Genomic DNA, 15,417 nt, shown 5'->3' with positions numbered 1-15,417 from the left:
ACTAATATAGAAAATTTTCGCTATTTATTGTGAAGATGGACAGAAGTTTTTACGGTAGCAAACTTTCTAAACATTTCCATAACACCGCAATATTTTTCAACCGATAAATTAACAGCCTTATTAATTTTAGATTCGTTTAACTCTTTTCCAGTAAAATGATATTCAACAGTTACTGTATGGTAGTATTTTGGATGTTCATCGGTAAGCTCTCCTTCTACAGTCATATAAAAACCTTCTACAGAAGCTTTCATTTTTTCTAAAACAGAAACCACATCTAAACCAGAACAACCAGCTAAAGAAGAAAGCATCATAGCTTTTGGAGCCATTCCTGAATTGGTTCCTCCAAATTCTTCAGAAGCATCCATCATTATAGAATCCCATCTTGGGTTATCAGATTCAAAAACCATATTTCCTTTCCAATTGGCTGTAATTTTATCAGACATTGTATTATTTTTTTTGTTTATTGTTACATCAAAAATACCACTAAAAAAAAGATTATGCCATTAGTTACACCATTATCTGCCGACCATGACTTAGAAACCAAAGCGTTAGCAGAATTTTTTAACGAAACATTAGGTTTTTGCCCAAATTCAGTACTTACCATGCAACGTCGTCCTGCTATTAGCAAAGCATTTATTAATTTAAATAAAGCCGTTATGGCTAATGAAGGTAAAGTCACCTCTGCTTTAAAACGAATGATTGCTTGGGTTTCTAGTAACGCTACAGGTTGTAGGTATTGTCAAGCACATGCTATTCGTGCTGCAGAGCGTTATGGCGCAGAACAAGAACAGTTAGATAATATTTGGGAATACAGAACCCATCCTGCATTTAATGAAGCAGAACGTGCTGCTTTAGATTTTTCTCTTGCTGCTAGTCAAGTACCAAATGCTGTAGATGCCGAGATACAAAAACGATTACATGCACATTGGACAGAAGGCGAAATTGTAGAAATGCTAGGAGTAATTTCTCTTTTTGGTTATTTAAATAGGTGGAATGATAGTATGGGAACAACCCTTGAGGGAGATGCTATTGAAAGCGGAAACCAATTTTTAGGAAAACACGGATTTGAAGTTGGAAAACATGTGTAGATAGTAGGGAGTTGTTGTTTTCAGTTTGCTTACTCTTCTAAATAAGATATAAACCTTGCTAGAGATAGTGAGGTTTATTAGGATAAAATATTTTGTGTTATTCTCTGCAACTCAGGAACCACATCGATTTCAAACCAAGGGTTTTTACTTTTCCAAAATCTATTGGTTGGTGAAGGATGCGGAATAGGAAAATACTTAGGTAAGTATTCTTTATAATTCGCAACCGTTTCGGTTAGTGTTTTTTTAGCATCCTTTTTTAAATAATATTTTTGCGAATACATTCCAATTAAAAGAATCAATTTTACATTTGGCATTTTTTTTAATAAAGCTCCATGCCATTCTGGTGCACATTCTTTTCTTGGTGGTAAGTCTCCTGTTTTTCCTTTTCCTGGATAACAAAAACCCATTGGCATAATGGCAAATTTGTTTTCATCATAAAAATCTTCATCGGTTACTCCTAACCATTTTCTTAATTGTCTTCCGCTAGGATCATTCCAGGCAATTCCAGTTTTATGCACACTAGTTCCTGGTGCTTGTCCTATAATAATAATTTTAGATTCTATATTTCCTGTTACTATTGGTCGTGGACCAAGTGGTAAATGTGCTTCACAAATAGCACATTGTCTTATTTTGTGCAGTAAATCTTCCATTGTATGAGAAATAATTTTTTCACTTTTTCACCAAAGGAAAGCTTTCAAAAACCAAACCTTCAAAACTAGTATTCATAAAATTTCTAATATTTTGATGCCCTTCTCCGTTTGGGTCTTTTAAAACATCTTTAAAATAAAAAGCACCAAAACATGCTAGCGTTTCTTCTTTAGATAATCCTTCTGTTATTGCAAAAGCAAACAATTTACAGGAACCAGAATTTTGTCCTTCGGCATTTTCTAAAGGACCATTTTTAAATGCTTTTGGTGTGAATTCATAATTCGTTTCAATAACATCCATAGTTTCTGAAAACACAATAGTCCTTGGAGTTGTTTTTAATTTATTTTTGAATGTTTGTATATCCATTTTCATCTTTAAATTGTTATTCTAAAAAAGAAAACAACTTTCTTATTTTTTAGGATTTCCTCCAACCACAACTACAATTTCTCCTTTTGGCGGTTTATTTGTGTAGTATTCTAAAACTTCTTTTGCTGTTCCTCTAACCGTTTCTTCGTATAGCTTTGTTAATTCTCTAGAAACAGAAACCTGTCTTTCTTCTCCAAAATATTCTGAAAAATGGGTGAGTGTTTTTATAAGCTTATGTGGACTTTCGTAAAAAATCATGGTTCTGGTTTCTTCAGCTAGAAGTAATAATCTAGTTTGTCTTCCTTTTTTTACAGGAAGAAAACCTTCAAAAACAAATTTATCATTTGGCAAACCACTATTAACTAATGCTGGTACAAAAGCGGTTGCTCCAGGCAAACAGTCTACCTTTATACCATTTTCTACACAAGCTCTGGTTAGTAAAAAACCTGGGTCTGAAATAGCTGGAGTTCCAGCGTCACTTATTAATGCAATTGTAGTTCCTGCTTTTAGTTTTTGTATTAAACCTTCCACCGTTTTATGCTCATTATGCATATGATGGCTTTGCATTGGTGTGCCAATCTCGAAATGCTTTAAAAGCTTACCAGAAGTTCTAGTATCTTCGGCTAAAATAAGATCTGCTTCCTTTAAAACCTCAATAGCTCTAAAGGTTATGTCTTTAAGGTTTCCTATTGGTGTTGGAACAATATATAGTTTACTCATTACTCAAACTTACTTTCAATGAGTTCTAAAAGGCGTGCTTCTACTTCCTCTTTTCCTATCCAGTTATTATAATCTGGTTTTACCATTGTTTGAATAAAACTTTGTGCAGCTTCAAAAGATTCGGAAGTATTTATTTGCGAAATTACACGATCATAATCTTCATTTTTATTGTCAAAAAGATGTTTTATAAAAGCTATTTTATCATTTAAACCAATATGTAATGCTCCCGTTTTAAGTTTTTCATTTAACGACTTTTTTTCATTCGTTTTATTTACTTTTTCAAAAACAGGCATTTCTGTAAAATCGGCAGTAATTTCATCTAAATCATTTTTATGAAACTGTGTTTTTGGTATTACCTTTTCTAAAAAATCATCCACCTGATGAGTTTCACTAGGCATTTGAGCTACCATGTCTTTTATTTTTTCGATAGCAGGTTCCATGATGGCTTCATTCTCATTATCATCCATATTTACATAGATTTTATCTTCAATCTCTATGTTATCACTAACCTTATTATTAAAAGCAGTATCTAGCATTCCAAAAAAAGAAGAATCATTACCAATTGTAGGTAAGCTTTCCTCAAAATTTTCCTGTGCAAATTTTAATACCGTAAGTTTTTCATAAAGTGCTGCAACCTCTTCATGCATTTTATTAACGTCTTCTTTTCCTTTTAGCTTTAAAATTCTATGAGCAATACTCATTAATTCAGATTCTAACTTCTTCTTCATGATTTAATAAATTTTAATTTTTTCAATATAATGCAATTTAGGCTTTTGATTTTTAATAAATTTACGCCACCTTTATGCAAACGAAAAACTAGTTTCGTTGCAGTGATAAAATTACAAAATGTTTCTTGAAAATACAGTAAATCAAAAAGAACAATTTGGTTGGATTGAAGTAATCTGCGGATCTATGTTCTCTGGCAAAACCGAAGAGTTAATACGTAGGCTTAAACGTGCGCAATTTGCAAAGCAAAGAGTCGAAATCTTTAAACCAGCTATAGACGTACGTTACGACGAAGAAATGGTGGTATCTCATGATGCTAACGAAATTCGCTCGACGCCAGTTCCTGCTGCTGCTAATATTCCTATTTTAGCAGACGGTTGTGATGTGGTTGGTATTGACGAAGCGCAATTTTTTGACGATGAAATTGTACGCGTGTGTAATGATTTAGCAAACAAAGGTATTCGTGTAATAGTTGCTGGTTTAGATATGGATTTTAAAGGAAACCCCTTTGGACCAATGCCAAACCTTATGGCAACTGCAGAATACGTTACCAAAGTGCATGCTGTTTGTACTAGAACCGGTAATTTGGCACAATATAGCTTTAGAAAATCGCAAAACGACAAATTGGTATTACTTGGTGAAACGGAAGAATATGAGCCTTTAAGTCGCGCTGCATATTACAAAGCTACCATGCGTGAAAAAATAAAGAGTATGAAAGTGCAAGGAGCTGAAGAAATTTCTTCCAAAGAAAACAAACCCAATGTCTAAAGTGCAAGAAACAATACTTGAAATAGATTTAAAAGCACTTTCTCACAACTACAAACATCTTAAATCTAAAATACAGCCAAAAACAAAATTTTTAGCTGTTGTAAAAGCGTTTGCTTATGGAAGTGATGCAATAGAAGTAGCAAAACACCTTCAAAATTTAGATGTAGATTCATTTGCTGTAGCATATGTAAATGAAGGTGTTGCTCTACGTGATGCAGGAATAACAAAACCTATTCTAGTATTACATCCTCAACCTATTCATTTTAAAACCATTATTGAACGCTGTTTAGAACCTAGCATATATAGTCTAAAAATTTTAAAAGAATTTATAAACGTTGCTTCTAAAGAAAAACAACAGAAATATCCAATTCATATAAAATTTAATACCGGATTAAATAGGTTAGGCTTTAATGCCGAAAAAGTAGACGAAATAATTACCATACTTCAAAAGACAGAAACAATAAAAATAGCATCTATCTTTTCGCATTTAGCAGCAAGTGAAGACCTTAACGAAAAGGAATTTACTTTAAATCAAATGAATAAGTTTAAAGCGATTGCAGAAAGATTTATCGAGCAGATTTCGTATCAACCAGTCCTTCATATTTGCAACACATCTGGAATACTAAACTATCCCGAAGCACATTTTAATATGGTAAGAAGTGGTATTGGTTTATATGGATTTGGAAATTCTGAAAAAGAGAACAAAAATCTATTACCTATTGCGTCCCTTAAAACTATTATTTCGCAAATTCACACTATAAAAAAGGGAGAATCGCTAGGTTATAATAGAGCATTTACCGCAAACAAAACCACTAAAACGGCAACACTACCTATTGGTCATGCAGACGGTATTGGTAGACAGTATGGAAATAAAATTGGCTTTGTAACGATAAACAATAAAAAGGCTCCTATTGTTGGTAATGTTTGTATGGATATGATTATGGTAGATATAACCAACATCGATTGTAAAGAAGGAGATGAAGTTATCGTTTTTGGCGGCATTACAACTGCCGAAACTTTAGCAAAAGAAACAAACTCAATTTCTTATGAGTTACTTACGGCTATATCTCAACGGGTAAAACGAGTATTTCGTCGTTAAAATCTCTTTTCATAAAATTTATCATTTAGATTTTGTTAAAATTTTAAGTAAATTGCTGCTTAATTAATTAACTATAAAACACTAAATCATGTTAAAAGAATTTAAAGAATTTATTACAGGTGGAAACGTAATTGAGTTTGCTGTTGCTGTAATTATGGCAGGAGCAATTGGAGCGGTTGTAACTGGGTTTGTAAACAATATTGTTATGCCGTTTGTTGGTCACTTTACAGGAGGAACCGACTTTGCAGACAAAAAAATCATTCTTGATGAAGCTATTGTAGATGCAGCAGGAGTAGTAACAACTCCAGAAAACGCAATTATGTGGGGAAGTTGGATAAACACAATTATTAACTTATTAATAGTTGGTTTAGTTATGTTTTTAATTGTAAAAGCATACAACAAAACTAAAAAACCTGTAGAAGCTCCAGCACCAGCAGGACCATCTCAAGAAGATTTACTTGCAGAAATTAGAGATTTATTAAAAAAGTAATTTTCTTTAATAGAACACTATAATTATATATTATTCATATAATTACTTAAAAAGCCTCATTTAATTTAAAATGAGGCTTTTTTTATACTTCATTTTTAACAAAAAAAACACAGTATATTAAATGTTTGCATTAATAAATGATATAATTTTGTAAACTAAATTTTTAATAAAATGAAAGTAGCTGTAGTTGGTGCCACTGGAATGGTTGGCGAAGTTATGAGACGAGTGCTTGTAGAACGTAATTTTCCTGTAACAGAATTTATTCCTGTTGCATCAGAAAGATCTGTTGGTAAAGAAATTGAATTTAATGGGAAAAAATACACTATTGTAGGTCTACAAACAGCTGTAGAAATGAAACCAGACATTGCAATATTTTCTGCAGGAGGAAGCACCTCTCTAGATTGGGCTCCAAAATTTGCAGAAGTAGGAACTGTTGTAATAGACAATTCTTCTGCCTGGAGAATGGATCCAACAAAAAAACTTGTAGTTCCAGAAATTAATGCAAAAGAACTTACTAAAGAAGATAAAATTATTGCCAATCCTAATTGTTCTACTATTCAATTAGTACTAGCGCTATCTTCACTTCATGAAAAATACAAAATGAAACGTGTAGTTATATCTACATATCAATCTGTTTCTGGTACAGGAGTTAAAGCTGTACAGCAATTAGAAAACGAAATAAAAGGTATTGAAGGAGAAATGGCTTACCCATATCCTATTGGACGAAATGCTTTACCGCATTGTGATGTTTTTGAAGAAAACGGCTATACAAAAGAGGAAATGAAACTTGCTAGAGAACCTCAAAAAATATTTAACGACAGAACTTTTTCGGTAACCGCAACAGCAGTTCGAATACCAACAGCAGGAGGTCACTCGGAAGCAGTAAATGTTGAATTTGAAAATGATTTCGATTTAAACGAAGTAAGACAATTATTAAGTCAAACTCCTGGAGTTGTCGTTCAGGACAATACAGCAGCAAACGAATATCCAATGCCAATTTTTGCTAATGGTAAAGATGAAGTTTTTGTTGGAAGACTTAGAAGAGATGAAACACAACCAAACACATTAAATATGTGGATTGTTGCAGATAATTTACGAAAAGGAGCAGCAACAAACGCTGTTCAAATTGCAGAATATTTAGTAGAAAATCATTTAGTTTAAATATATAAAACAACTTTAACATAATTATTACTGTAGTTTAACCTGTTTAACATATCGTTTACATAAAAAATCGTACCTTAATAGCCATTTTTAAATCTATGGCTAAAAAGGTACTTTCTATTCTCTCTTGTTTTTTTCTTAGCATACTATTTTATGCTTGTGACTCAGATGACAACTACGTGGCCAACGAAGTGCCAGAAATTTCACCTGTAGTTTTTGATATTACTCAAGTGCCTTACGCTACCCTTTCAGAATACAACTTTTTTGAAGGCGACATCCAAAACTTAAACCCCGTTTATGGTGTATTGCCTTACGATTTACGTTCCACGCTTTTTTCAGACTATGCTAAAAAAAAACGATTTATCTGGATGCCTAATGATGTGAAAGCAAATTACATTAGCGATAGTGATATTTTAGATTTTCCGATTGGAACCGTTCTAATAAAGAATTTTTATTACAACAACGTATTGCCTGAAAATAAATCGAAGATTCTAGAAACTAGGTTAATGATTAAAAAAGACGACAGTTGGATCTTTGCAAACTACATTTGGAATGATTCGCAAACTGAGGCGGTTTTTGATTTAAGCGGAAGCGTTGTAAGTATGGATTGGAATGAAAATTCTATAACAAATCATGTAGAGTATAGAATACCAAGCGAATCTCGTTGTCACACATGTCATAAAACTGGAGATACTTCTATACCTATTGGGCCTAAACCTAGAAATTTATTCTTAAATTATAACTATGAAGATGGCTCCATGAATCAACTGCAAAAATGGGCGGAATTTGGTTATCTTAACACTAATTACCCTTCTAATGTAGAGGCGCTACCAAAATGGGATGATACCACTTTATCGCTAGATTTAAGAGCACGAGCTTACCTAGAAATTAATTGTGCACATTGCCACTCGGAAGAATCCCATTGTGCTTATAGACCTGTTCGATTTAATTTTAATGCTACCTCAGATCCATTAAACATGGGAGTTTGCGTAGTTCCAGACACAGATCTAGGTGTAGGTTTAACTTATATTGTAGAGCCACGAAGCACCAGAAATTCTGTCCTATTTTATAGGTTAAATGAAACCGAAGAATCTGTAAGAATGCCACTTTTAGCGAGAACCTTAAGGCATCAGGAAGGAATTGAATTAATTGAAGAATGGATTAATTCATTAAATATAAATTGTAACTAATTATCAAAACCATGAAAAAAATTACACTAATTATCGCTTTTCTTATTAGCAGTACCTCTGTTATTGGCCAAGTATTAAATGAAGATGCTAATTGGCCAAATTCCAATTGGGATTTAGACGGATCATTTGACGATGCTTCAAATATTTTCACAGGAAACCCAACAATAGTAGGTGGTTCTTCTAGTTTTTCTTATGACGAAGATGAAGCAGGAGGATCTTCTATAAATAATATTGGTGTTCAATCACCAACAATTAATTTAGTAAATGCATTTAATGCTGGAGAAACGGCATTAACTATTACCTCAACTTATGTTTTAAATGTTTACACGGATGAATCTTTAAATATACAATATTGGGATCAAGATGCTACTTCTTGGGTAAATTGGGGACCAATTTATACTAATAACAGTAGTGGTGATGTTCCAACTGTAGATTTTTGTTCAGGTGAAAGAGCAGTATTTAATCCTGGCGAGTTAGACATTTCTGGCTTTTCAAATAATCAACTTCAAAATTTTAGATATCGTATTTATTATGACGACAATGGAGCTTATGGTTGGGGAGTTTGTTTTGATTCTCCAAATATATCATCTGTAGCACCACCAAATTGCCCAAATATTTCTGATTTAAGTATTTGTATAATAACCGATTCTTCTGCTAATATTAGCTGGTCAGCTGGTTCTAATGAAATTGCATGGGAAATTGCTGTAACACCACAAGGTTCTGGTGCTCCAACTTCTGGAACTCCAACTAGTTCGAATGATTCTTATTCTGTAACTGGACTTTCAGCTAGTACTGGATATGAGGTTTATGTTAGAGGGAATTGTTTAGACGGTAGCGGATTTAGTTCATGGATTTCCATGCCATTTACAACAAATGCAACTTCACCTACCCCTGGTGCTTTTATTTTCACTCAAGACAGTAGTATTTCTATGTCTGGAACAAGTTATGCCGCTGTAGATATGAATAATGATGGACTTGATGATTTAGTTGCTGCAACCTCTTCTAATGTAAGAATAGCTTACCAAACAACAAATGGTTGTTTCGATGAGGCTATCTATACTGCTTCTACCACATATGGTCCTGGTTGGAGTATTGCTGCTGGAGATTTAAACAAAGACGGTTATAACGATTTATTATATGGCGCAGGAAATGGCGTTTCTTTTCTTACGAATAATGGTGACGGAACAGGTTTTACAAATTCCTTTAATACAGTTGCTTCAGCAGATGTGTTTTCACAACGTTCTAATTTTATTGATATTAATAACGATGGAAATTTAGATGCATTTGTTTGTCATGATGTAGAACCAAACGTGTATTTTATTAATGATGGTAGTGGAGCTATAACTTATTATCAAGGGGCCTCATCTATTTTGCCAAATGGTTTAGGAACTCATGCTAATGGCGGAAATTATGGTACTGTGTGGATTGATTATGATAATGATGGTGATATGGACATGTTTATTGCTAAGTGTAGAGGAGGAAATATTACACACAAAATAAATGAATTATGGCAAAACCAAGGAGTAGATATAAATGGTAATGTAACTTTTATTAATGTAGCAGATTTAGGTCACTATGCTGCCACATTCCCTACACAAGGACATAACAATAGTTCTGGGCTTGGGGATCCTGTGCAAACTTGGTCTTCTGCTTGGGCAGATTATGATAATGATGGTGATTTAGACGTATATGTTGGTGCTAGTTCTAGCTCAGATGGTTCTCATAAATACATGCTTAACAATGGCGATGGTACATTTTCTAATGCAACTAGTGGAGCTGGATTTGATAGCGCACCTTATGGTATTGAAAATGCTCCAGCAGATTTTAATAATGATGGATATGTCGATATTTTATCTAATGGTAACATTCTGTTAAATGATGGTGATAATACTTTTACTTTAGTAAGTGCAAATATGCCTCCTAGTGGTGCTATTGGTGATGTTAATGATGATGGTTTCTTAGATGTATTTAGACAAAATATGTATTTAAACAATGGTGGAAACGGAAACAATTGGATTAAAATTAGACCACAAGGAATACTAAGTAATTCTAATGGTATTGGAGCAAGACTAGAAATTGTTACAGCTTTAGGAACTCAAATAAGGGAGATTCGTAGTGGTGAAGGTTTTGAATATATGAGTACATTATTTGCACATTTTGGGATTGGTACAGATACCGAAATTACTAGCTTGACCATTAAATGGCCGTCAGGAACTGTCGATGTAATTCTTAACCCAGCTATTAATGAAACCATAACAGTAGCTGAAGGAGATTATCCGCTTAGTGTAAATAATAATTCATTAGAAGGAGACCTTGTAATTTATCCAAACCCAGCAAAAGATATCGTTAATATTAATGCTTCGGTAGAATTAAATAATGCTACTTATACTATCTATGATATTACTGGAAAACAAATCCTAAATGCAGACTTAATAGATAAGGCGATTAATGTTTCCAAATTAAATACAGGAATATACATTTTACAGATTACAGTAGATGGAAAACAAAAAACACAAAAGCTAATCAAACAATAAACATATAATAATATCTTAAAAGCTCTAATATTAATTTATTAGAGCTTTTTTTATGTTATTTTTATACCATCAAACTTTATTATTATGAAAAAAATAACACTTTGTTTAATTACACTAATAACCATAATGTCTTGTAAAGAAGAAAAGAAAAAGGTAGAAAGAAAGATAACTGTAAACTATCCAGAAACCAAAAAAGTAGATACCGTTACCAATTACTTTGGCACAGCTATTAAAGATCCTTACAGATGGTTGGAAGATGATAGAAGCACAGAAACCGAAACTTGGGTAAAAGATCAAAACCAATCTACATTTGGTTATTTAGACAATATACCTTACCGAAAAGAATTAAAAGATCGCCTTGAAAAACTTTGGAATTACGAAAAAATAGGCGCACCATTTAACGAAGGCGATTACACCTATTTTTATAAAAATGATGGCTTACAAAACCAATATGTTATTTATAGATATAAAAAAGGAAGCAACCCGGATACCGCAGAAGTATTTCTAAATCCAAATACTTTTTCTAAAGATGGAACCGTTTCTCTAGGAGGAACTAGTTTTTCGAAAGACGGAAAAAAATTAGCTTATTCTATTTCGGAAGGTGGAAGTGATTGGCGAAAAATATTAATAATGAATGCCGAAACGAAAGAAATTATAGAAGATACCTTGGTAGACATTAAATTTAGTGGGATGTCTTGGTATAAAAACGATGGTTTTTATTATTCTAGCTACGATAAACCAAAAGGAAGCGAGCTTTCGGCAAAAACAGATCAACACAAAGTGTATTATCATAAAATAGGAACTCCTCAAAAAGAAGATGCCCTTATTTTTGGAGGCACTAAAGCCCAAAAACACAGATATATCTACGGAAGCGTTACAGAAGACGATAGGTATTTATTAATTTCACCTAGAGTATCTACCTCTGGAAACAAACTTTACATTAAAGACCTATCTAATCCAAATAATCCTTTAGTTACTATTTTAGATCACACAGATAGTGACACTTACGTTATAGACAACATTGGCAGCAAACTTTATTTAGTCACAAATTTAAATGCTCCGAACCAAAAAATAGTAACAGTGGATGCCTCGAATCCAACTCCAGAAAACTGGGTGGATTTTATTCCAGAAACAGAATATGTTTTAAGCCCTTCAAAAGGAGGCGGGTATTTCTTTACAGAATATATGGTAGATGCTATTTCAAAAATAAAACAATACGATTATGACGGAAAATTCGTAAGAGATATACAACTTCCAGGAGTAGGAAATGCAGGAGGATTTGGTGGTAAAAAAGAAGAGAAAATAGATTATTATTCCTTTACAAATTATAATACACCATCAAGCATCTATAAATACGATATGGTAACTGGTACTTCAGAATTATACTGGAAACCAAACATAGATTTTAACCCAGAAAATTATACCAGCAAACAAGTATTTTACAACTCTAAAGATGGTACAAAAGTACCTATGATAATTACACACAAAAAAGGTGTTGAACTAAACGGAAAAAACCCAACTATTCTTTATGGTTATGGCGGTTTCAATGTAAGCCTTAACCCTTCTTTTAGTATTGCTAATGCAGTTTGGATGGAACAAGGCGGCATTTATGCAGTTCCAAATCTTCGTGGTGGTGGAGAGTATGGAAAAGAATGGCACAAAGCAGGAACCCAACTAAAAAAACAAAATGTATTCGACGATTTTATTGCCGCAGCAGAATACCTAATAGCAAACCATTATACTTCTAGTGATTATTTAGCAATTAGAGGTGGTTCTAATGGTGGGTTATTAGTTGGTGCAACCATGACGCAAAGACCAGATTTAATGAAGGTAGCACTACCAGCAGTTGGTGTTTTAGATATGTTACGTTACCACACATTTACAGCAGGAGCTGGCTGGGCTTACGATTATGGTACAGCTGAAGATAATAAAGAAATGTTTCAATACCTTAAAAATTACTCACCAGTACACAACGTAAAAAAAGGCGTGCAATACCCAGCAACACTAGTAACCACTGGAGATCATGACGATCGCGTTGTACCAGCACACAGTTTTAAATTTGCTGCAGAATTACAAGACAAACAAACAGGAAATAACCCAACCCTTATACGTATTGAAACAGATGCTGGACATGGCGCTGGAACTCCTGTAAGTAAAACGATAGAACAATATGCAGATATTTTTGGTTTTACATTATATAATATGGGCTATGATATGCTTCCAAGTAAAATAAAAGAATTTAAAGACTAACTAAGAAATCTAATACATTATTTAGACCTGTCTAGTTTTAAAAAACGGACAGGTCTTTTCTAAATTTACACATGCTTCAAGTAAAAAATCTCACCTTTTCCTATAACAAAACACCAGTCTTAAAAGATGTTTCTTTTGCTGTAAAACCAGGAGAACACCTTTCTATTATTGGAGAAAGTGGTTCTGGAAAAAGCACCTTACTAAAAGTTTTATATGGAGAATATGATACCTTAAAAGGGAGTGTTTTCTGGAAAAATGAAGCAATTCTTGGCCCAGAACACAATCTCGTTATTGGTTATGATTTTATGAAATACGTAGCACAAGAATTCGACTTGATGCCTTTTATTTCTGTAGAAGAAAACATAGGGAAATTCTTATCTCGTTTTTATCCAGAAGAAAAACAAAAACGTGTAGCAGAGTTAATGAAGGTAGTAGAACTTACCAACGTTGCAAAAACCAAAGTAAAATTGCTTAGTGGCGGACAAAAACAGCGCGTGGCACTTGCAAGAGCTTTAGCAAAAGAACCTGAAATTATTTTACTAGATGAACCCTTTAGTCATATCGATAATTTTAAAAAACAATCCCTGCGTAGAAGCGTTTTTAAATATTTAAAAAAAAATAACATTGCTTGTATTGTTGCTACACATGATAAAGAAGATGTTTTGGGTTTTGCCGATAAAATGATTGTTTTAAATAACCACAAAATAGCCGTTCACGATACTCCAGAAAATTTATACAAAAACCCAAAAACCGCTTTAACAGCTTCGTTTTTTGGTGAATTTAATGTGATAAATAATGAAATAGTTTATGCGCATCAATTACAAGTAGTTGATAAATCTAATTTAAAAGCAACTGTTATTAAAAGTTATTTTAAAGGAAATTATTATTTGGTGGAGGCAGGTTTAGAAGATAAAACTGTTTTATTCGAGTCTCCAAAACCACTTCCTATAGATTCTAATGTATACCTGAAAACATCAAAATAACAGCTCTTAAAAAAGTAAGTGAAAGATGTTTAATTTTAGATATTTAAAGGATAATGAAATTACTTTTATTTCTAACCGAATAAATAGAACAAAAAAAGCGCTTTTAGGTTTATTTATCTTAGTTTTTATAATCATTACTATTGTTGCCTTTTTTGTATACAGCGAACTAGACGCAACAAACTACGCAATTAATGTAATATTTGGTGTTTTAATATTACTTCTTTATTTTCTAAATTGGTTTGTCAAAGGTTATAAAGAGCATGTTATAGACAGAAAGGTGCAAAAATCAGAAGGCTTTTACAAACGCATCTACGAACAACATGGTAAAAACGGAAGATACTACGACACTATAAATGGTATAAAAATTAAAATCCCTTGGCATTGGAGAAGCTATCTTAAAGCTCAGAAAGAAAAAGTTACTTTCGAGTTTATTGTTAGGGATGGAGCTGTTGCTTTTAATGAAGGCGCTTCACTATATTTAATTTCAGTAAACGATACATTATCCTTGGATTATGAATTGAAAAACGGACTTAAAAAAACGAAGCCAATTTCTTTTATAAATATGGCAAGTATCGTGTTAATTATTCCTATTAGTGTAATTTTATACATGAATCGCGATTTAAACACTATTCAAAATTTTCTTCAATTAACAAAAACAGAAAAAGACATCCTTACGCTTAATGCTTCTGAAGACATCCTCCAGATACAAGCTCCTAATTACATTACAATAAAAAATGCTTGGGTCTATCAATATAAGCGTCCTTATGATTTATATGGGGAAAACTATGTCATCACAAAAGCAGAAAGAGACCGTATTTATTACAATCCTTCTTCGCATGCAAATTATCAATATTACTTGCCAGCTAAAGCGTTTACAAAACCAGAAAAAGAAAGCTTTAAAAAGCAGTTAAAAGAAAACATGGAACAGTTTGGTTTTCAACAAAAAATGGACTCTAGCTTATGGGAAAAATCGATAAGTATTGCTTTTAAAAGTCAAATGTCAGACTATAAAAAACGTATATTTAGAGCAAAAAGGATGGATTCTGTTTTTAACGAGTTAAAACCAAAAACAAGTCTTCTTAAACTTTATGACAATTGTTTTAATCCTTCTGAAAAAAAAACCTATTCTATTAAAAGCAGTTTAGAAAAAACATATGTTATTCGTGGTTTTTACTACCCAAAAAAGAATACCATTATCAGTTTTGAAGAACAAGAAAACAAAAGAAAAGAAATTAAAAATGCTTGCCTATTATTTTGTTTTTGTGCTATAATTGCAGCCCTTTTTATTGTTTCCATTTTTAAAATAGCTTCTAATTCTATCCTTAAAAAAAGACTTGTAGAAGCACAATTAAATATTAATACTGGAGATCCTAGGATACAAAAATGATTTTATT

General features: G+C 32.7%; 15 protein-coding genes. 10 read left to right on the top strand and 5 right to left on the bottom strand.

Annotated elements, in window-relative coordinates; all coding sequences use genetic code 11:
- Nucleotides 1-20: 20 nt before the first annotated feature.
- Nucleotides 21-443: an OsmC family protein gene (locus tag ACVC3Y_RS14475; protein ID WP_303421306.1), complete on the bottom strand. Its 423-nt coding sequence runs from the start codon at nucleotides 441-443 to the stop codon at nucleotides 21-23.
- Between the two features lie 54 nt (nucleotides 444-497).
- On the opposite strand from ACVC3Y_RS14475, the gene ACVC3Y_RS14470 reads away from it, so the two are divergent.
- Complete coding sequence (locus ACVC3Y_RS14470; RefSeq protein ID WP_452227268.1) at nucleotides 498-1,088, top strand: carboxymuconolactone decarboxylase family protein; 591 nt, start codon at nucleotides 498-500, stop codon at nucleotides 1,086-1,088.
- A 77-nt stretch (nucleotides 1,089-1,165) separates the two neighbouring features.
- On the opposite strand, the gene ACVC3Y_RS14465 is transcribed toward ACVC3Y_RS14470, so the two are convergent.
- Genes ACVC3Y_RS14465 through ACVC3Y_RS14450 form a run of 4 tightly spaced genes read right to left on the bottom strand, consistent with a single transcriptional unit; the run spans nucleotide 1,166 to nucleotide 3,550 of the window.
- Nucleotides 1,166-1,738 (bottom strand): uracil-DNA glycosylase family protein, encoded by a 573-nt coding sequence (locus ACVC3Y_RS14465; protein WP_452227267.1) that lies wholly within the window; start codon nucleotides 1,736-1,738, stop codon nucleotides 1,166-1,168.
- A gap of 19 nt (nucleotides 1,739-1,757) precedes the next feature.
- Entirely contained in the window at nucleotides 1,758-2,102 is a 345-nt protein-coding gene (locus ACVC3Y_RS14460; RefSeq protein ID WP_303421822.1) for a HopJ type III effector protein, read from the bottom strand.
- A gap of 42 nt (nucleotides 2,103-2,144) precedes the next feature.
- On the bottom strand, nucleotides 2,145-2,822 hold the full coding sequence (gene rsmI / locus ACVC3Y_RS14455) for a 16S rRNA (cytidine(1402)-2'-O)-methyltransferase (protein WP_452227266.1): 678 nt from the start codon (nucleotides 2,820-2,822) through the stop codon (nucleotides 2,145-2,147).
- A complete protein-coding gene (locus ACVC3Y_RS14450) occupies nucleotides 2,822-3,550 on the bottom strand; it encodes a hypothetical protein (protein ID WP_303421312.1) in 729 nt (242 codons plus the stop codon). Before ACVC3Y_RS14450 ends, rsmI begins: the two co-directional genes overlap by 1 nt.
- 118 nt (nucleotides 3,551-3,668) lie before the next feature.
- Between ACVC3Y_RS14450 and ACVC3Y_RS14445 the strand changes: the two genes are divergently transcribed.
- From ACVC3Y_RS14445 to ACVC3Y_RS14405, 9 genes are all read left to right on the top strand, one after another.
- A complete protein-coding gene (locus tag ACVC3Y_RS14445; RefSeq protein WP_303421314.1) occupies nucleotides 3,669-4,316 on the top strand; it encodes a thymidine kinase in 648 nt (215 codons plus the stop codon).
- On the top strand, nucleotides 4,309-5,415 hold the full coding sequence (gene alr, locus ACVC3Y_RS14440; protein WP_452227265.1) for an alanine racemase: 1,107 nt from the start codon (nucleotides 4,309-4,311) through the stop codon (nucleotides 5,413-5,415). Before ACVC3Y_RS14445 ends, alr begins: the two co-directional genes overlap by 8 nt.
- Nucleotides 5,416-5,503: 88 nt before the next feature.
- The gene (mscL, locus tag ACVC3Y_RS14435; protein ID WP_303421317.1) at nucleotides 5,504-5,905 is read left to right on the top strand and encodes a large conductance mechanosensitive channel protein MscL; all 402 of its coding nucleotides are present in this window, start codon (nucleotides 5,504-5,506) and stop codon (nucleotides 5,903-5,905) included.
- A 171-nt stretch (nucleotides 5,906-6,076) separates the two neighbouring features.
- Nucleotides 6,077-7,066 carry an aspartate-semialdehyde dehydrogenase gene (locus tag ACVC3Y_RS14430; RefSeq protein ID WP_303421318.1) on the top strand — a complete coding sequence of 330 codons (990 nt, stop codon included), beginning with the start codon at nucleotides 6,077-6,079 and terminating at the stop codon, nucleotides 7,064-7,066.
- A 98-nt stretch (nucleotides 7,067-7,164) separates the two neighbouring features.
- Nucleotides 7,165-8,256, top strand: a complete 1,092-nt coding sequence (locus ACVC3Y_RS14425; RefSeq protein WP_303421320.1) for a hypothetical protein — start codon at nucleotides 7,165-7,167, stop codon at nucleotides 8,254-8,256.
- Nucleotides 8,257-8,267: 11 nt separating this feature from the next.
- The gene (locus ACVC3Y_RS14420) at nucleotides 8,268-10,790 is read left to right on the top strand and encodes an FG-GAP-like repeat-containing protein (protein ID WP_303421321.1); all 2,523 of its coding nucleotides are present in this window, start codon (nucleotides 8,268-8,270) and stop codon (nucleotides 10,788-10,790) included.
- 84 nt (nucleotides 10,791-10,874) lie between these two features.
- Nucleotides 10,875-13,040: a prolyl oligopeptidase family serine peptidase gene (locus ACVC3Y_RS14415; RefSeq protein ID WP_452227264.1), complete on the top strand. Its 2,166-nt coding sequence runs from the start codon at nucleotides 10,875-10,877 to the stop codon at nucleotides 13,038-13,040.
- A 71-nt stretch (nucleotides 13,041-13,111) separates the two neighbouring features.
- Nucleotides 13,112-14,023: an ABC transporter ATP-binding protein gene (locus ACVC3Y_RS14410; RefSeq protein WP_452227263.1), complete on the top strand. Its 912-nt coding sequence runs from the start codon at nucleotides 13,112-13,114 to the stop codon at nucleotides 14,021-14,023.
- 25 nt (nucleotides 14,024-14,048) lie between these two features.
- Nucleotides 14,049-15,410, top strand: coding sequence for a hypothetical protein (locus tag ACVC3Y_RS14405; protein WP_452227262.1), 1,362 nt, complete (start codon nucleotides 14,049-14,051; stop codon nucleotides 15,408-15,410).
- The last annotated feature ends 7 nt before the right edge of the window (nucleotides 15,411-15,417 follow it).

This window comes from Lacinutrix cladophorae, from assembly GCF_053604645.1.
Note: the sequence above shows the minus strand (reverse complement) of the source record. Positions and strands in the feature narration are given on the sequence as shown.